This is a genomic window from Variovorax sp. LjRoot130 (assembly GCF_964253755.1).
Classification (GTDB): domain Bacteria; phylum Pseudomonadota; class Gammaproteobacteria; order Burkholderiales; family Burkholderiaceae_C; genus Variovorax.
Genome location: NZ_CAXURM020000001.1, coordinates 3,611,806 through 3,630,669, shown reverse-complemented (window position 1 = coordinate 3,630,669; position 18,864 = coordinate 3,611,806). Strand labels below are relative to the sequence as shown.

16 protein-coding genes are annotated in these 18,864 nt (G+C 68.6%); 10 read left to right on the top strand and 6 right to left on the bottom strand.

Annotation, left to right across the window (positions count from 1 at the left end; all coding sequences use genetic code 11):
* Window positions 1-97: 97 nt before the first annotated feature.
* Genes ACSQ86_RS17985 through ybaL form a run of 4 tightly spaced genes read left to right on the top strand, consistent with a single transcriptional unit; the run spans window position 98 to window position 5,613 of the window.
* Complete coding sequence (locus tag ACSQ86_RS17985; protein ID WP_436304583.1) at window positions 98-634, top strand: (2Fe-2S)-binding protein; 537 nt, start codon at window positions 98-100, stop codon at window positions 632-634.
* Window positions 631-1,626 (top strand): FAD binding domain-containing protein, encoded by a 996-nt coding sequence (locus ACSQ86_RS17980; RefSeq protein WP_436309357.1) that lies wholly within the window; start codon window positions 631-633, stop codon window positions 1,624-1,626. The genes ACSQ86_RS17985 and ACSQ86_RS17980 overlap by 4 nt, the downstream gene beginning before the upstream one ends.
* On the top strand, window positions 1,623-3,869 hold the full coding sequence (locus tag ACSQ86_RS17975; protein ID WP_436309356.1) for a xanthine dehydrogenase family protein molybdopterin-binding subunit: 2,247 nt from the start codon (window positions 1,623-1,625) through the stop codon (window positions 3,867-3,869). Before ACSQ86_RS17980 ends, ACSQ86_RS17975 begins: the two co-directional genes overlap by 4 nt.
* A gap of 52 nt (window positions 3,870-3,921) precedes the next feature.
* On the top strand, window positions 3,922-5,613 hold the full coding sequence (ybaL, locus tag ACSQ86_RS17970; RefSeq protein WP_436304580.1) for a YbaL family putative K(+) efflux transporter: 1,692 nt from the start codon (window positions 3,922-3,924) through the stop codon (window positions 5,611-5,613).
* 8 nt (window positions 5,614-5,621) lie between these two features.
* On the opposite strand, the gene ACSQ86_RS17965 is transcribed toward ybaL, so the two are convergent.
* The gene (locus ACSQ86_RS17965; protein WP_093108248.1) at window positions 5,622-6,026 is read right to left on the bottom strand and encodes a hypothetical protein; all 405 of its coding nucleotides are present in this window, start codon (window positions 6,024-6,026) and stop codon (window positions 5,622-5,624) included.
* Between the two features lie 273 nt (window positions 6,027-6,299).
* On the opposite strand from ACSQ86_RS17965, the gene ACSQ86_RS17960 reads away from it, so the two are divergent.
* Window positions 6,300-6,488: a hypothetical protein gene (locus ACSQ86_RS17960; protein WP_244503896.1), complete on the top strand. Its 189-nt coding sequence runs from the start codon at window positions 6,300-6,302 to the stop codon at window positions 6,486-6,488.
* A 28-nt stretch (window positions 6,489-6,516) separates the two neighbouring features.
* Window positions 6,517-7,089, top strand: a complete 573-nt coding sequence (locus ACSQ86_RS17955; RefSeq protein ID WP_436294506.1) for a hypothetical protein — start codon at window positions 6,517-6,519, stop codon at window positions 7,087-7,089.
* Between the two features lie 22 nt (window positions 7,090-7,111).
* Here ACSQ86_RS17955 and ACSQ86_RS17950 read toward each other — a convergent pair whose 3' ends face one another.
* From ACSQ86_RS17950 to ACSQ86_RS17940, 3 genes are all read right to left on the bottom strand, one after another.
* Window positions 7,112-7,366 carry a hypothetical protein gene (locus ACSQ86_RS17950; protein WP_436304578.1) on the bottom strand — a complete coding sequence of 85 codons (255 nt, stop codon included), beginning with the start codon at window positions 7,364-7,366 and terminating at the stop codon, window positions 7,112-7,114.
* Between the two features lie 125 nt (window positions 7,367-7,491).
* On the bottom strand, window positions 7,492-7,872 hold the full coding sequence (locus tag ACSQ86_RS17945) for a helicase SNF2 (protein ID WP_436304577.1): 381 nt from the start codon (window positions 7,870-7,872) through the stop codon (window positions 7,492-7,494).
* A 272-nt stretch (window positions 7,873-8,144) separates the two neighbouring features.
* A complete protein-coding gene (locus ACSQ86_RS17940) occupies window positions 8,145-8,360 on the bottom strand; it encodes a hypothetical protein (RefSeq protein ID WP_436294503.1) in 216 nt (71 codons plus the stop codon).
* 263 nt (window positions 8,361-8,623) lie between these two features.
* On the opposite strand from ACSQ86_RS17940, the gene ACSQ86_RS17935 reads away from it, so the two are divergent.
* Complete coding sequence (locus ACSQ86_RS17935) at window positions 8,624-8,845, top strand: hypothetical protein (protein WP_093108238.1); 222 nt, start codon at window positions 8,624-8,626, stop codon at window positions 8,843-8,845.
* Window positions 8,842-9,207, top strand: a complete 366-nt coding sequence (locus ACSQ86_RS17930; protein WP_093108236.1) for a hypothetical protein — start codon at window positions 8,842-8,844, stop codon at window positions 9,205-9,207. The genes ACSQ86_RS17935 and ACSQ86_RS17930 overlap by 4 nt, the downstream gene beginning before the upstream one ends.
* A gap of 19 nt (window positions 9,208-9,226) precedes the next feature.
* Here the strand turns inward: ACSQ86_RS17930 and ACSQ86_RS17925 are convergent, their stop codons facing one another.
* Window positions 9,227-9,622, bottom strand: a complete 396-nt coding sequence (locus ACSQ86_RS17925; protein ID WP_436306315.1) for a response regulator — start codon at window positions 9,620-9,622, stop codon at window positions 9,227-9,229.
* A gap of 250 nt (window positions 9,623-9,872) precedes the next feature.
* Between ACSQ86_RS17925 and ACSQ86_RS17920 the strand changes: the two genes are divergently transcribed.
* The gene (locus tag ACSQ86_RS17920) at window positions 9,873-10,673 is read left to right on the top strand and encodes an exodeoxyribonuclease III (protein WP_436309355.1); all 801 of its coding nucleotides are present in this window, start codon (window positions 9,873-9,875) and stop codon (window positions 10,671-10,673) included.
* 29 nt (window positions 10,674-10,702) lie between these two features.
* Here ACSQ86_RS17920 and ACSQ86_RS17915 read toward each other — a convergent pair whose 3' ends face one another.
* Window positions 10,703-15,085: a DEAD/DEAH box helicase gene (locus tag ACSQ86_RS17915; RefSeq protein WP_436309354.1), complete on the bottom strand. Its 4,383-nt coding sequence runs from the start codon at window positions 15,083-15,085 to the stop codon at window positions 10,703-10,705.
* Window positions 15,086-15,234: 149 nt separating this feature from the next.
* Between ACSQ86_RS17915 and ACSQ86_RS17910 the strand changes: the two genes are divergently transcribed.
* Window positions 15,235-18,732, top strand: a complete 3,498-nt coding sequence (locus ACSQ86_RS17910; RefSeq protein ID WP_436304574.1) for an indolepyruvate ferredoxin oxidoreductase family protein — start codon at window positions 15,235-15,237, stop codon at window positions 18,730-18,732.
* Window positions 18,733-18,864 lie beyond the last annotated feature (132 nt).

Genomic DNA, 18,864 nt, shown 5'->3' with positions numbered 1-18,864 from the left:
AGAAGACCCGCCGCGGCGGGTCTTCTTGTTTCCGGCGACGATGCTTGCGGTCACGTCCTACTGCGCCAGCCTCCGCCGCACGACAAGGTCACAGCCCATGGATGCCACCTCCACCCTCGGCACGCAGGAGCGCACCGCCTGCGAGGTGCACACGGTCCGCTTCCACTTGAACGGCGTCGCGCGCACGGTGCGGCTCGAGGCCTGGACCACGCTGCTGGACCTGCTGCGCGAGCACTGCGGCCTGACCGGCACCAAGAAGGGCTGCGACCATGGGCAGTGCGGCGCCTGTACGGTGCTGGTGGACGGCCGCCGGATCAACGCCTGTCTCGCGCTCGCGGTGATGCAGGAGGGCGCGACGATACAGACCATCGAGGGGCTGGCGCACGGCGACCTTCTGCATCCGCTGCAGCAGGCCTTCGTCGACCACGATGCTTTTCAGTGCGGCTACTGCACGCCGGGCCAGATCTGCTCGGCGGTCGGCCTGCTGCGCGAGGGCCATGCGCAGAACGAAGACGACGTGCGCGAACAGATGAGCGGCAACCTCTGCCGTTGCGGCGCCTATCCGAACATCGTCAGGGCGGTGGTCGAAGTGCTGGGGCATCAGCAGTCCGGTGCGTGGAAAGCCGTGCGATGAATCCTTTCGAGTACCACCGCGCCACCGATGCGGCCGATGCGCTGCGCTCCATTGGCGGCGTGGACGGCGCGCGCTTCATCGCCGGCGGCACCAATCTGCTCGACCTCATGAAGGAAGGCGTCGCCCGGCCTGCGCGGCTGGTCGACATCACGCACCTGCCGCTGCGCGAGGTGCGCGTCACCGAACGCGGCGGCCTCCACGTGGGCGCGCTGGTGCGCAATGCCGACCTGGCCTGGCATCCGGAAGTGCAGCGCCGCTATCCCCTGCTGGCGGAGGCGCTGCTGGCCGGCGCCTCGCCGCAGCTGCGCAACATGGCGACCGTCGGCGGCAACCTGCTGCAGCGCACGCGCTGCTACTACTTCTACGACATCGTCACGCCGTGCAACAAGCGCGCGCCGGGCAGCGGCTGCCCGGCGATCGAGGGGCTGAATCGCATCCACGCGATCCTCGGCGCCAGCGAGCAGTGCGTTGCGGTGCATCCTTCGGACATGTGCGTCGCGCTGGCGGCGCTCGAAGCGGTGGTTCACGTGCAGGGGCCGCAGGGCGAACGCTCCATCGCCATGGCCGACTTCCATCGGCTGCCCGGCGATGCACCGGAGCGCGATACCACGCTGGCCGCGGACGAACTGGTCATCGCGCTCGAGCTGCCGCCCGATCCCTTCGCTCGCCATTCCTGCTATCTTAAGCTGCGCGACCGGCGCTCCTACGCTTTCGCGCTGGTGTCCGCGGCCTGCGCGCTCGACATCGCGCAGGGGCGCATCCGGTCGGCGCGCATCGCGCTCGGCGGTGTGGCCCACCAGCCCTGGCGCCGGTGCGAAGCCGAGGCGCTGCTGGCCGGCCAGGTGCCCGGTGTCGCTGCGTTCGAGGCGGCCGCCGCCGTTCTGGTCGAGGGCGCGCGGGCGCTGGAGCACAACGGCTTCAAGATCGAACTGGCGCGCCGTACCGTCGTGCGTGCGCTGCTGCAGGCGGCCGGCATGGAGGCGGGTGCGTGACGGCACAACCCGGATTGCCCTTCGGGGCGCCGGTGGCGCGTGTCGACGCTCGGGCCAAGGTGACGGGTGCGGCCCGCTACGCCGCCGAGCATCCGGCCGAGGGCCTGCTCTACGGCGTGGTGGTGCCGAGCCCGATCGCGCGCGGCCGCATCCGTTCCATCGACAGCCGCGCGGCGCGCGCCGTGCCGGGCGTGATCGAGGTGCTGACCCACGAGAACCGGCCGCCCATGGCACGCTTCGATCTGCTGCACAAGGACATGGATGCGCCCGGCGGCTCGCCGTTCCGGCCGCTGCACGATGCGCAGATCCACTCCGACGCGCAGCCGGTGGCGCTGGTCGTGGCGGTGAGCTTCGAGGCCGCGCGCCATGCGGCGCGGCTGATCGAGGTGCACTGCGCCGCCGAGCGGCCGCGCAGCGACATGCAGCGGCTGGCGATCGAGGCCCGCAAGCCGAGCCGCCTCAAGTTCGGCTACCAGGTCGCGCCCAAGGTGCGCGGCGAACCGGAAGATGCCTGGGACGAAGCGCCGGTCAAGATCGAGGCGCGCTACCGCTCGCCGGCCGAGTTTCACAACCCCATGGAAACGCATGCCAGCACGGCGATCTGGGAGGGCGAAGGGCGGCTCACGATCTACGACAAGACGCAGGGCGCGCAGAACAGCCGCGCCTACCTGGCGCGCGTGCTGAAGCTGCGCAAGCGCGATGTGCGCGTGCTGTGTCCCTTCGTGGGCGGGGCCTTCGGGTCGGGGCTGCGGCCCGGCTACCAGCTGGTGCTGGCCGCGATGGCGGCGCTGACGCTGCGGCGCACGGTGCGCGTGGTGCTCACGCGCCAGCAGATGTTCAGCTTCGGCCATCGGCCCGAGACCCTGCAGACGCTGAAGCTGGCCTGCGATACCGAAGGGCGGCTGCGCTCCGTCGTGCACGAGGCGGTGTCGGAGACTTCGCGCAATGAGGACTACGTCGAGAACATCGTCAGCTGGACGGGTCTGCTCTACAACACGCCGAACCTGCGGCTGGCCCATCGCGTGGTCGAGCTCGACCGTTTCACGCCGACCGACATGCGCGCACCCGGCGCGGCCCAAGGGGTTTATGCGCTCGAAAGCGCGATGGACGAACTGGCGCATGCCGTCGGCCTGGACCCGCTGGCCCTGCGCGTGCGCAACTACACCGAGACCGAGCCCGGAAGCGGCAAACCCTTCTCGAGCAAGGCGTTGCGCGAATGCTATGCGCGCGGCGCGGAGCGCTTCGGCTGGTCGCGCCGAGAGCCCGAGCCGCGCTCGATGCGTGACGGCCGCACGCTGATCGGCTGGGGCATGGCCACCGGCGTGTGGGACGCGATGCAGATCCACGGCGCCGCACGCGCCGTGCTGCGGGTCGACGGCACGCTGGAGGTCGGCAGCGCCACCACCGACATCGGCACCGGCACCGGCACCGTGATGTCGCAGATCGCAGCGGCGACCTTGGGCCTGCCGCTTGCCAAGGTGGACTTCAGCCTCGGCGATTCGAGCCTGCCGCTGGCGCCGGTCCAGGGGGGCTCCTTCACCGTGGCCACCATCGGCACGGCGGTTCAGGCCGCCTGCCTCAAGATCGCGGCCAAGCTGCTCCTCATGGCGCGTGCGCAAGGCGATACGCCGCTGCGCCAGCCGCGGTTGAAGGATGTCGAATTCGTCAACGGCCTGGTGCGGCTGCGCGTGGATCCCTCGCGTTCCATCAGCCTGCGCGAGCTGATGCAGCGCGCCGGTGCGGCCCAGATCGAAGCCAAGAGCCTCGCATTGCCCAATCTCATGAAGCAGCGCAAGTACGCGCGCGCCACGCATTCGGCGGTGTTCGCCGAGGTGCGCGTGGATGAAGACCTGGGCAGCGTGCACGTCACGCGCGTCGTCAGCGCGGTGGCGGCCGGACGCATCGTCAATCCGAGAACGGCCACCAGCCAGATCGAGGGCGGCGTGGTCTGGGGCATCGGCATGGCGCTGCACGAGGAGGGTCTCGTCGATCACCGTTTGGGCCGCGTGATGAACCACAGCCTGGCCGAATACCACCTGGCTGCCAACGCCGACGTCGGGGAGATCGAGGTGATCTTCGTCGACGAGCAGGACGAGGTCGTCAATCCGCTGGGCGTCAAGGGCGTGGGGGAGATCGGCATCGTGGGCGTCGCGGCGGCCGTGGGCAACGCGATCTTCCATGCGACGGGGCGCCGCGTGTACAGCCTGCCGATCACGCTCGACAAGGTGCTGGGACTGGATTGACGGCGCGCTGAAAGGTGCAGGTGCGTTGGCGTCGATCTTGCAAAATGCAGCGATGCCCCACAGCGTCTCCCTGATCAATACCGTTGCGGCCGGTCTCGGCCTGGCGCTGGTACTCGGCTTCCTGGCGGCGCGGCTTCGGCTGCCGGCGCTGGTGGGCTACCTGCTCGCGGGCGTGATCATCGGCCCGTTCACCCCGGGCTTCGTGGCGGATGCGGAGATCGCCGCGCAGCTGGCCGAGATCGGCGTGATGCTGCTGATGTTCGGCGTCGGCCTGCACTTCTCGCTCGACGATCTGCTCGCGGTGCGCAAGATCGCATTGCCCGGCGCGATCGTGCAGATGGCGGTGGCCACGCTGCTTGGTGGCGCATTGGCCACGTGGTGGGGCTGGAGCCTGGGCGGCGCACTGGTGTTCGGGCTCGCCTTGTCGGTGGCGAGCACGGTGGTGCTGCTGCGCGCGCTCGAAAGCCTGGGGCTCCTCGATTCCTTCACCGGCCGCATCGCGGTCGGCTGGCTGGTGGTGGAAGACCTCGCGATGGTGCTGGTGCTCGTGCTGCTGCCGCCGCTGGCCGGCGTGATGGGCGGCAAGACGGCCGTGGCCGACGCGGCGCCGGTCTGGCAGACGCTGGGCCTCACGCTGCTGCAGGTGGGTGGTTTCGTGGTGCTGATGCTGGTGGTGGGGCGGCGCGTGTTCCCGTGGATCCTGTGGCAGGTCACGCGCACCGGTTCGCGCGAACTCTTCACGCTGTGCGTGGTGGCGGCCGCGGTCAGCATCGCCTTCGCATCGGCGGCGCTGTTCGGCGTGTCCTTCGCGCTCGGCGCCTTCTTCGCGGGGATGGTGATGCGCGAATCCGAGTTCAGTCATCGGGCGGCGCAGGAATCGCTGCCCCTGCGCGACGCCTTTGCCGTCCTGTTCTTCGTCTCGGTCGGCATGTTGTTCAACCCGGCCGTGCTGATCGAACGCCCGCTGCAGGTGTTGGCGGTCGTGGGGGTGATCGTGGTGGGCAAGTCCGTGGCGGCCTGCGCGCTGGTGCTGCTGTTCCGCTATCCCTTGAGCACGGCGCTCACGGTGAGCGCGAGCCTGGCGCAGATCGGCGAGTTCTCATTCATCCTGGCTGCGCTCGGCGTCTCGCTCGGGCTGCTGCCGGCCGAGGGCCAGAGCCTGCTGCTGGCCGGCGCGCTGATCTCCATCGCCACCAATCCGCTGTGGTTCAGCCTGATCGGTCCGCTGCAGAAATGGCTGCATGCGCGTTCATCCCTTGCGCGCAGCCTGGCGCTGCGCGACGACCCGTTGGCCGAGCTGCCGGTGAGCACCGAGGCGAAGTACCTGTCGCGCCACGTCGTGCTGGTCGGTTATGGCCGCGTGGGGCGGCGCATTGCCGCCGAGCTGGCAGCCCACGATGTTCCCTTCGTGGTGGCGGAGCAGAACCGCGAACTGGTGGAGAAGCTGCGCGCCGAGGGGATGGCGGCCGTCTGGGGCGATGCGGCCGATCCCGCGGTGCTGATCCAGGCGCATGTGGCGCGGGCCCGCGTGCTCGTGGTCGCCGTCGCCGATGCGATGAATGTGCGGCAGATGATCGAGACCGCGCGCACGCTCAACCCCGCGATCGAGACCGTGATCCGCAGCCACAACGAGGAGGAGGCGCGGCTGCTCTCGGAGGAGGTGGAGGCCACCGTGTTCCTCGGCGAGCACGAGCTTGCGCAGTCGATGGCGCGCGCCGTGCTCAGCCGCGCCGCGCCGGCCTGAGACCTGGCTCAGAGGTCCTCGATCACCAGCCTGCAGTAGCGCTCGGCGATCGAATAGGGCACCGTACGCACCACCTCCATCAGGCGCTCGGCCGCGGCCCTGTTCTCGGTCTTGACCAGGAGGCCGGTGTGGCCGTCGCGCGCGAGCTTGGTGTAGGCGCGCACGGTGGCGCCGTCGGTGCCGGCCGAGGGCAGCGGGTTGTCCGCGTCCCTGACCGTGGGCGAGATCTGGGCCAGCATGGTCTTGGGAGGGATCAGGTAGACCTCGTCGCCGCTGAAGCCGTTGTCGATCAGCTGGTGTCCGACTCGGCTCGCGTCCTCGGCATTGGGAAACATCACCATGGAATGGCCGGTCGGATAGAAGGCCCCTCCGAAGGCGGCGACCATGTGGGGGTCGAGGGTGAAATGCTTCATGTCTCCTCCTTGGCACAGCGGTGTTGTTGAGGTGCATTCAGCTTAGGCATGGCGGCACCCGGGCGCTGTAGGAAAAGCTTGGCAGGTGCAAATTACCCACATTCAGGCTATTGAGGGTATTCAAGACTTGCCAATTTAATTACCGTTCATCACATTTGAGACGAAACGTGAAGTTTTGGCTAGGTGTTGTAACGCGCGTTGAATAGGATCGATGAGTTCACTCGATGACCCCCTCCTAAACTCATGTCGCAATTGCGAAATATCGCGCTCACCGTGCACGAACTCGAAGAGGGCGAGTTCTATTGGGTATTGATGGAGGGCACCGACTACGCGATGGAAGAAGCGCTTCCATACCTGCCGCTCGAGGCTGCGAGCGATCCGCAAGCGACCTACGCCAATGCATTGGTGGCAGGGATTGCGGCGATAAGAAAACTGTTCGGCAAGGACGGGCCGCGCGCCTGAGGCGGCGTACCCAGACCCAGAGGAAAGCATGCGGAAATTCGGAGCGGCGGTCGCCGCGCTCACTGTCGCACTGGTGGTCGTCGGCTGGTTCAACCGTCCTGCGACCTCGACCGAATGGGCGGCATGGGTCCAGACACTGGGCGTTCTTGCCGCGATCCTGTGGGCGCTGCGGCTGCAGGCCCTGGCCTCGAAGCAGAGCCTGCGGCAGGCCGGGCAGGTGGCGGCGATCTTCGCCACCAACATGCACTGGGTCTTCAGGGAGCTGAACGACGCCTGCGGCAAGCGCAGCTGGCCCGACTACACGGTGAATCGCCGCATCCTCGATGAAATCCTGGCGCAGGGTCGCGAGGTGACGCTGCAATTGCTCGACGGGCGCTCGCTGGCGATGGTGAGCAGCTTGCGCGCGATCGCGGTCGAGGCGCTCGAAATGACCGCGCCCCATACGGAGGGCGGCAACTGGTCCCACCTGCAGCTCTATTTCGACAAGCGCCTGCCCAGCATCGCGGCCTGGCTGTCGGCGACCGGTCATCCACCCGAGAGCAGCGGGCCGACCGACTATGTGGGGCTTCGCACCTCCTTCGGGCAGCTCGGCGGCCGCTGAAGAAGGAGGAAGCGCCGTCCGTTCAGGACGTGACGTGCTCGCTCATCGAGGGCCACCATCGGCGCCACCACGGGCGTTTCGGTTCGGGCGCCGCAGCGCTGGCCATCAGCTCGGCTGCCATCGAGGCGCGCACGCGTTCGCGCAAGGCAGTCTCGTAAGCGTGCGCGGGCGCTCGCGCGCTGCGGTCTCCGCGCAATGCCAGGCGTCGCCAGGCATGGGCGTGTTCAGCGAGCTCCGCATCGCTCAGGTCATCGGGGTGGGGCAATTGCTGCGTCATGCTGACGAGATTGTGCCGCGCTCCCGGGCCGCCGGCATTCTTTCAGCGAGGCCGAGTGGCCTGCGGCCAACGCCGCACGAAAAAACCGGGCTCGCGGCCCGGTTTGTCGTCTCGAGTGCAGCCGATTACAGCGCAAGCTGGTCGATGCCGCGCGCTGCGGCGCGGGCTTCGGCGCGCACGGTGGCACGGTCAACCGTGCTGGCGAGCACCGGCGCCACGCCTTGCGCATAGCCTTCCGCGTACGGGTTGGCGCTGCGGGCGGCGGCGACGGCTTCGGCTCGCACGCCGGCACGGTCGCTCGAGGCGGTCAGCGCCGGCGCGACGCGGGACGAGACGCCTTCGGCGTACGGGTTCTCGCTGCGTGCGGCAGCCACCGCTTGGGCCCTCACGTCGCCACGGCTGTTGGCCGACACCAGCGAATGCACGCCTTCATAGGTTTCGGCTTGGGCGCCAGCGGCAGCAAGAAGCGAGAGAGCGGCGGCGGCAAAGATCTTCGAGGTCTTCATTTCAATTTCCTTCAATGGTTTGGATGATGATTTCGAACCGGTCTTGGGTGGGGCGCCGTCCCTTCGGGGGCGGCCACCTCGCTCGGTGCCCTGTTCATCCAGAACAGTGAATGGCTGCTCTGTGGGGATGAAGTTTGCGCCCGAAATCTAGGTAGAAACCCTGCCAAATGGAATTGCGGTGTTTTCGTTCCGGCAACAATCCGGACGCGGCACCCCGATCCGGATCGGGCAATTGGACCCAGAGAAGGCTGCGCGGAAGGACGAAGAAGGCCTCAGCGCTTGTCGGGTGACTGGTTCGCGGGGAGTTTGCGTCCGAGCAGTCGGGTCAGCGCATCCAGTTCGCGTGCGAGCCGTATCGCTTCTGCGCGCGCGCTTTCATCACCCTGCTTCATGTGCAGCAGGTGCTGCTCGTAGGCGTCCGAGAGTTGCGTCCATCGCTCGAAGGATGCGTCGATGGGCGTCACCGAATCCTGCATGGCTGCCTCCATTTCATGGCGCTCGGGCCATTTCGATGGTTATCTCCTGCTCCACGAAAGACTACACAAAGCGCCGGACCCTTTCCATGGCAGGGGTGGGGCCTTGCGCGTCGCATTCGGCACTACTTCATGCTTTTGCCGGATTCGCGAACTCGTGAAATGGATCACGAAAGAAGTTAACCTGTAAGTACTACATGTAATTACAATTGGCTACATGGACATACGCTCCGAGACAAACCACGGTCGGTCTCTTCGCCGTGCCTGCCTGGCAGCACATGTCCTATAGCGTGCTCCAGCGCGTGGCCAAGGGTCCTCTGCCGATGGTCTTCACTGCCGCAGAGGACATCGAGAGCCTGCGCATCCTGAAGGACGGGGGCTGGGTCAAGGTCACGTTCTCGGCGCCGCCGGGACGGGCGGGCACGGCCACCGTGACGGAACTGACCCCTCTGGGTCGTTTCGCGATGCAGTTCGTGCAACCCGACAAGGACAAGCCATGAGAGTCATTGTCTGCATTCTGGCCAGCATCTCGGTCTTTGCCGCTTGCGTCGGCGGGTGGTGGTTCTATTGGCCGATCTGGCAGGTCCAATCACAGGTGAAAACCAGGCTGCCGGAACCCCGCTTCGCCGTGTTCTCCGGCGTGACCTACAACAAGAGCACGGGCACGGGCTGCGGCTACGTGCATGCCGACGACCGCAGCGGCCGCTTGTCCGGCCGAACGCATTTCATTCTGTTGCCCGACGGCGACGTGAGGTTCGACCCGAAGGACCCGATCCGCGGCAACACGGTGCAGCAGCTCGAGAGCCTTCGAAAGCACGCGGACTATCTGGCCCTGGTCTACGACCGCTGCCCGCCGGCTTGAGTGCTTCGCAGCGCCGCTTCTAGGCGCCGCTTGCCGCGACCCGTGGTGCAGGCGCGAGCGGGTTGTCGACGAGCTTCAGCTCGACGAGCTGGGACGCCTGGCGCAGTGCGTCGCGCAGTTGCTCGAGGCTGAAGGGCTTGCACAGCCAGACGGCGCTGTGCAGAGGCCCGTCCGGCGCCTTTCTGCCCGTGGCAAAAATGACCGGCAGCTTGCAACGAGACTGCAACTTGCCGGCCAGTTCCAGCCCGGACAAGGCCGGCAGGCCGACGTCGACCATCAGCACGTCGAACGCGCCTTCGAGGAAGCGGGTGAGCGCACCCTCGGCGCTGCGGACGCCGGTCGCCCAGTGGCCCAGGAGTTCCAGGGCCTCGAGCGCGGCTTCCAGCACATCGGGATCGTCTTCGACCACCAGCACCCGCAAGCTGCAAGCATTGGGCGAGCATGCGGTTGGGGGGGCCATCTGCGATCTCTCGGGACGTTGGGATCGGGAGCATCGTCCTGCGCCGAGGGGCGGACTGTAGGAACGCGCCGCGATCAGATGACCGCCTCTGGTGTATGGCGATACAGGGCGCAACACATGGAAAAGCAGAGCATGTTCTCCGACGCGGCCGATGACGGCTTGCACGTCATGATGCCGACGTCATTCTTCCTTCCATGCCTGCGCCATGAAGATCGCGACCTTCAACGTCAACGGTGTCAACGGCCGTCTCCCGCGCCTGCTGGAATGGCTGGCCGAGTCGAGGCCGGACGTGGCCTGCCTGCAGGAGCTCAAGTCGCCCGACGAGAATTTTCCAGCGGCCGCGATTCGCGCAGCGGGCTACGGCGTTGTGTTTCATGGCCAGCGTTCGTGGAACGGCGTGGCCATCCTCGCGCGCGGCCGGGAGCCGATCGAAACCGGCCGCGGCCTGGACGGCAACAGCGAAGACAGCCAGAGCCGCTACCTCGAAGCCGTGGTCGGCGGCGTGGTCGTCGGCTGCCTGTATTTGCCCAACGGCAATCCCCAGCCCGGCCCCAAGTTCGACTACAAGCTCGAATGGTTCGGACGGCTCGAAGCGCATGCGCGCAAGCTCTACGCCTGCGGGCTGCCGGCGGTGCTGGCCGGGGACTTCAACGTGGTGCCTACCGATGCCGACATCTACAACCCCGCCTCGTGGCGCGACGATGCGCTGCTGCAGCCGGAGGCTCGTGCCGCCTTCGCGCGCCTCTTGAAGCAGGGCTGGACCGACGCGATCCGCGCGCGCCATCCGAACGAGGCGATCTACACCTACTGGGACTACTGGCGCAACCGCTGGCCGCGCAACGCGGGCCTGCGCATCGACCACCTGCTGCTCAATGCGGAGCTCGCGCCCTTGCTGATCGATGCGAACGTGGATCGCGAGGTGCGTGGCCGGGCTGGTGCCAGCGATCACGCGCCGGCCTGGGTCGAACTCGATCTGCCCTCGATCGGGCTCTCCGACAAGAGCTGAAGCAGCGATGCGCTCGCCGACGCCGGCGTTCAGCGGCGAAGCTCCTCGGCGATCTCCGTTGTTCGATGCACCCAATGCAGCGCGGGGTCCAGCGAGAGCGTCTTGCGCGCCGCGTCCTGCTGCGCGGCGCTCAGGGGCGCAAGCATCTCGACCTGGCCCGCGACGCTGGTCGCGATAGGGATGCCATCCCGGTACAGCACACGCGAGCCTGCGACCCGCGGAATCTTGGTGCCCGGAATGACCGTTCCGAGCAGGTTGGCGGGATCCGAAGCCGACAGGCAGACCAGGCTTTCGTCGGCCGGCCGGCGCCGCATCTGGCGCATGAGCCCGATGGCCTCGGGCAGCGCGAACTGCTCGCCGGACAGGCCCGCGATGAAGCGGCCGCCGCGGATCTCGCCGCGGGCTTCGAGCCGGCGGTAGCTGCGCACCAGGTCGCGCCATGGCGGCAACCAGGCGGCCTCGCGCTCGAGCATGCTCCAGCACACCACGCCATAGCGGCGCAGCAGCACGCGCGCGACCTGTTCGATGGATTCGGGCGCGAGGGCGCGTGGCGGCTCTTCGGTCGTCGCGGAGCCCGGCTGCCGCGTCAGCAGCCAGCGGCCCGCGTCCTCGATGCCGAAGAGCGCGGCGCGGCGCCGGCGCTGCTGCTGCGCGTGCGTCGGCGCGCGCTTCGAGGCCGGAACCAGCAATGCGCGCAGGCCCGCATAACTGTCGCAGCGCACGCGGCCGCGCGCGACCAGTTCGCTGAGCGCGTCTTCGACCTCGGTGCCCAGCAGGCGTGCGCCCTCGGCGATCTCGTCGAAGAATGACGCGCCGTTGGCCGCGAGCCAGGCAGCCACGCGCTGCGCGCGCGAACCCAGTCCCGCGTCGTCGACCGGTGCCGGCGCGAGTCCGTTCCAGAGCGCTGCGCTGCGCCGCGGCAGCAGCAGGATCGGCGTGGCGCGCAGCGACTGGCCGGCACCCCCTGCCGCGCGGCCATCGTTGGCGGGCGGCCGCAGCCGCGTCCACAGCACGCGCCCCGCGGTGCACAGGTCGTCGAGCCAGGCGCTGGCATAGTCGTTGACGCGCGCCGGCAGCAGTTCGGCCTCCCACAGCGCGGCCGGCGCCTCGTAGCCTTCCAATAGGGTCAGCACGCCGGCCAGGGCCTCCGGGCCGCTGACACGCGCGGCCGCGCCGACGTGCTGCCATTCGAAGAGAAAGCGTGCGAAGTCGCGCGGCTCCACGGGTTCGATCTCGCGCCGCAGGCGCTTGAGGGTGTAGCGGTGGATGCGTGCGAGCAGATGCCTTTCGCACCACTCCTGGGCGTCGGCCTCGGGCGTGAATCGCCCCTGCAGCACTTGGCCTTCGCTTTGCAATCCCAGCAGTGCGGCTTCGATGTCTGAGAGCGGCAACCGGAGCTGCTGCGCCAGTTCGTCCGCCGAGACCGGGCCCAGCCCGCCGAGGCGCGACTGCAGCAGCTCGCGCAGCAGCTCGTCGCGGCTCCCGGAGGTCTGCGCATATTCGGCAGGGGCCTCGATGAGCGGCTGCATGGCGGCGCCGGGATAGAGCGCCTGGGTCAGCGCCAGGCGCTCGGCCGCGACCCACAGGCCAGGCGACAGGCGCGTCGCGCGGCCGGCGCCGGCGAGCGCCTCGAGCCATGTTTTCCAGTTCGCATTGCGGGCCACGTCCTCGTCGTTGACCACGCCGAGCCCGCTGAGCGCTTCATGCATCTCGTCGGGGTTGCGCGGGCCGGGCCAGGCTTCCTCGCGCACGCTGCCGATCGCCTCCGGGTCCAGCCGGCCCATGTCGTCCGCGCTCTCCGGATCGGTGTAGCGGCGGCTCTGCACGGCCTGGGTGCGGCGCTCTTCCAGCGGCGCATCGTCGAGAAAGGCATAGGGCCGTGCGTTCAGCACTTCCGCGGCGAGCGGCGAGGGCGCGGGAAGATCGCACGCGAGCACGCTCACTTCGCCCGCTTCGATGCGACGCAGCAGGCGCAGCCAGCCCTCGGCGTCCATGGCCTCGTGCAGGCAGTCGTCCAGGGTCTGCGCGACCAGCGGGTGCTCGGGGATCTCGCGTTCGCCCGCGAGGTTCTCGGCGCAGGCGACCTGGTCCGGGAACACGGACGCCAGCAGGTCTTCGGACTTCATGCGCTGCAGCTGCGGCGCCACCTTGCGGCCGCCGATGAAGCGCGGCAGGGCGAGTGCGGTGGTTGCATTCCAGCGCCAGCGCACACCGAACAGCGGCGCGTCCAGCAGCGCCTGCACCAGCACGTCCAGCGCCGTGGCCGAGTGCAGGTAGCGGGCCACCTCCGGCAGCGCAAAGCTGTGGCTGGTGGACAGCGAGAGCACGATCGCATCCTCGGTGGCCGCGGCCTGCAGCTCGAAATTGAACTTGCGGCAGAAGCGCTTGCGCAGGGCCAGGCCCCACGCGCGGTTGAGACGGCTTCCATACGGCGAATGGATCACCAGCTGCATGCCGCCCGATTCGTCGAAGAAGCGCTCGATCACGATCCGGTCCTGCGTCGGCACCGCGCCCAGCGCTGCCACGGTGCGCGCGAGGTGGTCGACGATCTGGCGTGCGGCTTCGTCGTGCAGTCCCACGCCGCGCGCCAGCCGGCGCACCGCGGCCTCGGCGCCTTGCGTGGCGACGTGCTGTCCGACCTCGTCGCGCAGCCGCGAGACGCCGAAGGAGAGCTCGTCGCTGCGGCCCGGCGCCTCGCCGAGCCAGAACGGGATGTTGGGCGCCGCACCATGCGCATCTTCCACGCGCACGCGGCCCGGCTCGATGCGCAGGATGCGGTAGCTGGTGTTGCCGAGCTGGAACACGTCGCCGGCCAGGCTCTCGACCGCGAAGTCTTCGTTCACGGTGCCGATCTTGTGGGCCTGCGGTTCGAGCACCACGCTGTAGTCGCCGGTCTCGGGAATGGTGCCGCCCGAGGTGAGGGCGGTCAGGCGCGCGCCCTTGCGTTCGCGCAAGCGGTGATGGACCGCGTCACGGTGCACATAGCCGGCGCGCGGTCCGTTGCGGGTGGTGAAGCCTTCGGACAGCATGCGCACCACGGCGGCGTAGTCCTCGCGCTTCAACTGCGCATAGGGCCAGGCGCGGCGCAGCAGGGCGAACAGCTCGTCTTCGTCCCATTCGCGGCTGGCGGTCTCGGCCACGATCTGCTGCGCCAGCACATCGAGGGGCGCGGGCAGCACGTGCAAGGCATCGAGCTCGCCGCGGCGGATGCAATCGAGCAAGGCCGCGCATTCGACCAGCTCGTCGCGCGACTGCGGGAACAGGCGCGCCTTGGGCGTGCCGCCCACCGCATGGCCCGAGCGGCCGGCGCGCTGCAGGAAGGTGGCGATCGATCGGGGCGAACCCAGCTGGCACACCAGGTCGACATCGCCGATGTCCAGGCCCAGTTCCAGCGAGGCGGTGGCCACGAGCACTTTCAGTTCGCCGCGCTTGAGGCGTTGCTCCGCGTCGAGGCGCGCCTCCTTCGCGAGGCTGCCGTGATGGGCCGCCACCGCTTCCTTCCCGAGGCGCTCGCCCAGATGCCGCGCCGCACGTTCGGCCATGCGCCGGGTGTTGACGAAGACCAGCGTGGTGCGATGCAGGTGCACGAGTTCGGCGACGCGCGAATAGACCTGCTCCCACTGCTCGTTCGACATCACCGCGCCGAGCGGCACGGGCGGCAGCTCGAGCGCGAGATCGCGTTCCTTGGCATAGCCGATGTCGACGATCTCGAAATCCGCAACGCCATCGGTGACTGCGCCCGCACCCACCAGGAAGCGCGCGACCTCGTCGATGGGCTTCTGCGTGGCGGAGAGACCGATGCGCGTCAGAGGCTTCTCGCAGAGCGATTGCAGCCTTTCGAGCGACAGCGACAGATGGCTGCCGCGCTTGCTGGCCGCGATCGCATGGATCTCGTCGACGATCGCCGTGCGCACGGTCGACAGCATCTTGCGGCCCGATGCCGAACCGAGCAGCACGTACAGCGACTCCGGCGTGGTGACCAGGATGTGCGGCGGCTTGCGCAGGTTCTGCTGGCGATCCCTGGGCGCCGTATCGCCGGTGCGCACGGCGCTGCGGATGTCGACGTCCGGCAGGCCCAGCGCGGCCAGTTCGGCGCGGATGCCCGCCAGCGGCACTTCCAGGTTCAGGTGGATGTCGTTGGACAGCGCCTTCAGCGGCGAGACGTAGACCACCGTGGTTTCGTCGGCGAGCCCCTCGGGCTTCAAGCCCTGGCGCACCAGTCCATCCAGCGCGGCGAGGAAGGCCGTCAGGGTCTTGCCCGATCCGGTCGGCGCGGCGACCAGCGTATGGCGGCCCGCACGGATCGCGGGCCACGCCGCCGCCTGCGCCTCGGTGGGCGCAGCGAAGCTGCGGCTGAACCAGCCGCTGACGGCGGGGTGGAAGGCTTCGAGGGACACGGGCAGAACGGACATCGTAGCGGCCGATGGGCCAGCTTGCGATATCCGGTCAATTCGGGCCTTTGTCGCGAATGTCAAGTCAAAAAAAAACGGCTCCTGGGCGAAGCCATGCCGGTGACGCGCGGCAAGACTACTATTTGTTTTTGCGCACGATGAACGACGACATGAAACGCGACCCCGAGCCGGTTCCGGCAACGAGCTACCGGCTCGCCGACAACCGCAGCGCGCTTCAGGGACGCGTGTTCCTGACCGGCACGCAGGCGCTGGTGCGGCTCTTGCTCCTGCAGCGCAAATGGGACGAAGTGCACGGCCTGAAGACGGCAGGTTTCGTGAGCGGCTACCGCGGCTCGCCGCTCGCCGGCGTGGACGTCGAACTCTGGCGCGCGGAGGCCGATCTCGAGGCGCACGACATCCGCTTCCTGCCCGCCATCAACGAGGACCTGGCCGCCACGGCGCTGATGGGCACCCAGCAGGTGGGCGCTGATGCAGAGCGCAGCTTCGACGGCGTCTTCGGCATGTGGTACGGCAAGGGCCCCGGACTGGATCGGGCCGGCGATGCGCTGCGCCACGGCAATGCCGCGGGCACGACGCGCCAGGGCGGCGTGCTGGTGGTGGTGGGCGACGATCATGCGGCGGTCTCGTCCTCGATCCCGAATGCGAGCGAGCTCTCGCTGATGGGCTGGGGCATGCCGATCGTCCATCCGGCCTCGCTCGACGAGTACGACGCCTTCGGGCTGTGGGGCTGGGCCGCATCGCGGCACGCCGGCCTCTGGGTCGCATTCAAGGCCATCTCCGAAACGGTGGAGAGCGGGCGTTCGATCGAGGTGGCGCCGTTGCCCGAGTTCACCGCGCCCGATGAGGCGCCCGGCGCCGCCGAAGCGCGGGCCTACCGCAGCGACGACTTCCTGACGCTCGCCATCGAAGTGCGCCTGGCCGCGAGGCTGGAGGCGCTGAAGGCCTTCGCGCGGCTGAACTCCATCGATCGCCTGGTGGTCGCTGCGCCGGAGGCGACGGCGGGCATCATGGTGGTCGGCAAGTCCTTCCATGACCTGATGGAAGTGCTGCAGCGTTGCGGCATCGACGAAGCCGAATTGCAGTGCATTGGCCTGCGCATCTACAAACCGGGCCTCTGCTTCCCGCTCGAATCGCAGCGCGCGCAGGACTTCTGCGCCGGCCTGCGCCATGTGCTGGTCATCGAGGAGAAGGCCTCGGTGGTCGAGCAGCAGCTGAAGGAGCTGGTGTTCAACCAGCAACAGCGGCCCACGGTCTGCGGCAAGCACGATCTGGCCGGCGGGCCGCTACTGACGTGGGTGGGCCAGCTGGGCCCCGCATCGATCGCCTCGGCCTTGTGCGCCTGGCTCGGATCGATCGGAGACCCGCTCGCCGAGCGCATCGACGCCGGCCTGTTCGCGAAGCCCGCCTTGCTGTCGAACGAGTCGGACGGCATGCGCCGGCTGCCTTACTTCTGCTCGGGCTGCCCGCACAGCTCGTCGACCAAGGTGCCGGAAGGAAGCAAGGCCCTCGCCGGCGTGGGCTGCCACTACATGGCGAGCTGGATGGACCGCAGCACCGGCGGCTTGACGCAGATGGGTGGCGAGGGCGCCGACTGGCTGGGCCATGCGCCCTTCACCGCGATGCCGCACATCTTCCAGAACATGGGCGAGGGCACGTATTTCCACTCGGGCTACCTGGCGCTGCGCCAGGCGATCGCGAGCGGCGCGAACATCACCTACAAGATCCTGTTCAACGACGCGGTCGCGATGACCGGCGGCCAGCCGGTCGACGGCAGCATCTCCGTCGCGCAGATCTGCACGCAGGTCGCGAGCGAAGGCGCGAAGCGGGTCGTGGTGGTCACCGATGACCCGGAGGTCTACCGCGGCGTGCGGCTGGAAGAAGGGGTGCAGGTGCACCACCGGCGCGACATGGACGCGGTCCAGCGCGAGCTGCGCGAGATCGCCGGCGTCACGGTGCTGGTCTACGACCAGACCTGCGCGGCGGAGAAGCGGCGCCGGCGCAAGAAGAAGAGCTACCCCGATCCGGCCAAGCGCATGTTCATCAACGCCGCCGTGTGCGAGGGCTGCGGCGATTGCGGCGTGCAATCCAACTGCTTCTCGGTCGCGCCGCTCGAAACCGAGTTCGGGCGCAAGCGGCAGATCGAGCAATCGAGCTGCAACAAGGACTATTCCTGCGCCGAAGGCTTCTGCCCGAGCTTCGTGACCGTGCTGGGCGGCGAGGTGCGCAAGAGCAGCACGGCCCTGTCGCCCGCGCCGGATCTGCATGCGCTGGCCGGGGCGCTGCCGCTGCCCGCGCTGCCGAAGGTCGACAGGCCCTTCGACATGCTGGTCGCGGGCGTCGGCGGCACGGGCGTGATCACCATCGGCGCGCTGGTCGCGATGGCGGCGCACCTGGAAGGCAAGGGCGCGTCGGTGCTGGACTTCACCGCGCTGGCGCAGAAGGGCGGCTCGGTCGTGAGCCACATCCGCATCGCCGGCCGGCCTTCGCTCCTGCATGCGGTGCGCGTGCAGCCGCAGCGCGCACGCACGCTGATCGTGGCCGACATGGTGGTGGGTGCGTTGCCCGACGTGCTGGGCACGGTGAAGGAGGGCGGCACGCAGCTCGTCGTCAACTCGCACTTGCAGACCTTGGCGGAGTTCACGCGTTCGCCGGACCTGCCTTTCCGCCACGATGCGCTGTTGCAGAAGTTCCGGGCCGCCGCCGGCGAGGCCCAGGTCCAGGCCATCGATGCGCACGACGCTGCCAAGGCCCTGCTGGGCGACGCGATCGGCGCCAACATGCTGCTGCTCGGCTTTGCCTGGCAACGGGGCGGTGTGCCGGTCGGGCTCGATGCGCTGACGCGGGCCATCGAGCTCAACGGTGTCGCGGTCGAGGCCAACAAGAAGGCCTTTGCCGCCGGGCGCCTGGCCGCGCACGATCCGGCCTGGAAGGCCAAGCTGTCGGGCCGCGAGGGCACGGTGGTGCAGCTGACGCGGCCGCAAGGCCTCGAGAAGATCATCGAGACCCGCGTGCGTTTTCTCGAGGACTACCAGAGCCTGTCGTACGCGAAGCGCTACCTGGATTTCGTGCGGCGCGTCGAGGCTGGCGAGCGCGCGGTCGTGCCGGAGGGCCGGCGGCTGCGCTTGACGGAAGCCGTGGCCCGCAACCTCTTCAAGCTCATGGCCTACAAGGACGAGTACGAGGTGGCGCGCCTGTACACGCGCCCGGAGTTCCTGGCCGAGCTGCGCGCGCAGTTCGAAGGCGATTTCCGGCTCCAGTTCAATCTCGCGCCGACCTGGTTCGCGAAGCGGAATGCGCAGGGCCTGCCGATGAAGCGCGCCTACGGGCAGTGGATGCTGGCGATGTTCAAGGGACTCGGTGCGCTGCGCTGGCTGCGCGGCACGCCTTTCGATGCCTTCGGCTACACGGCGGAACGCAGGCAGGAGCGGCAGCTGATCGCCGAGTACCGCCAGCTGGTGGAGCGCCTGCTCGAGGGCTTGGGTCCCGATCGGCTGGCCGAGGCGGCGCGCATTGCCGGCCTGGCGGAAAAGATCCGCGGTTACGGCCACATCAAGGACGAGAGCATCCGCACGTACCGGGAGAGCCTGGCCGCTGCGCTGGACGGCGCGCAGAAAAGCCGTGCGGCGCCTGCCTTGAGGATCGCCTGAGCGAGGAAAAATTCTCAGGTGCGCGCGCGATCCGGCCCGCCGCCATCGATGCCCGTATTTTTTGCCGAATCCTTCACGCGGTACCCGGGCCGTTTGCGGCGACACTGCGACCCAGGTTCTCTGGGGGATTGC

Excerpts from the sequence above, each read along its gene's own strand:
- ACSQ86_RS17985 (WP_436304583.1), top strand. The coding sequence starts at position 98 with ATGGATGCCACCTCCACCCTCGGCACGCAGGAGCGCACCGCCTGCGAG.
- ACSQ86_RS17980 (WP_436309357.1), top strand. The coding sequence starts at position 631 with ATGAATCCTTTCGAGTACCACCGCGCCACCGATGCGGCCGATGCGCTG.
- ybaL (WP_436304580.1), top strand. The coding sequence starts at position 3,922 with ATGCCCCACAGCGTCTCCCTGATCAATACCGTTGCGGCCGGTCTCGGC.
- ACSQ86_RS17965 (WP_093108248.1), bottom strand. The coding sequence starts at position 6,026 with ATGAAGCATTTCACCCTCGACCCCCACATGGTCGCCGCCTTCGGAGGG.
- ACSQ86_RS17955 (WP_436294506.1), top strand. The coding sequence starts at position 6,517 with ATGCGGAAATTCGGAGCGGCGGTCGCCGCGCTCACTGTCGCACTGGTG.
- ACSQ86_RS17950 (WP_436304578.1), bottom strand. The coding sequence starts at position 7,366 with ATGACGCAGCAATTGCCCCACCCCGATGACCTGAGCGATGCGGAGCTC.
- ACSQ86_RS17945 (WP_436304577.1), bottom strand. The coding sequence starts at position 7,872 with ATGAAGACCTCGAAGATCTTTGCCGCCGCCGCTCTCTCGCTTCTTGCT.
- ACSQ86_RS17940 (WP_436294503.1), bottom strand. The coding sequence starts at position 8,360 with ATGGAGGCAGCCATGCAGGATTCGGTGACGCCCATCGACGCATCCTTC.
- ACSQ86_RS17935 (WP_093108238.1), top strand. The coding sequence starts at position 8,624 with ATGTCCTATAGCGTGCTCCAGCGCGTGGCCAAGGGTCCTCTGCCGATG.
- ACSQ86_RS17930 (WP_093108236.1), top strand. The coding sequence starts at position 8,842 with ATGAGAGTCATTGTCTGCATTCTGGCCAGCATCTCGGTCTTTGCCGCT.
- ACSQ86_RS17920 (WP_436309355.1), top strand. The coding sequence starts at position 9,873 with ATGAAGATCGCGACCTTCAACGTCAACGGTGTCAACGGCCGTCTCCCG.
- ACSQ86_RS17915 (WP_436309354.1), bottom strand. The coding sequence starts at position 15,085 with ATGTCCGTTCTGCCCGTGTCCCTCGAAGCCTTCCACCCCGCCGTCAGC.
- ACSQ86_RS17910 (WP_436304574.1), top strand. The coding sequence starts at position 15,235 with ATGAAACGCGACCCCGAGCCGGTTCCGGCAACGAGCTACCGGCTCGCC.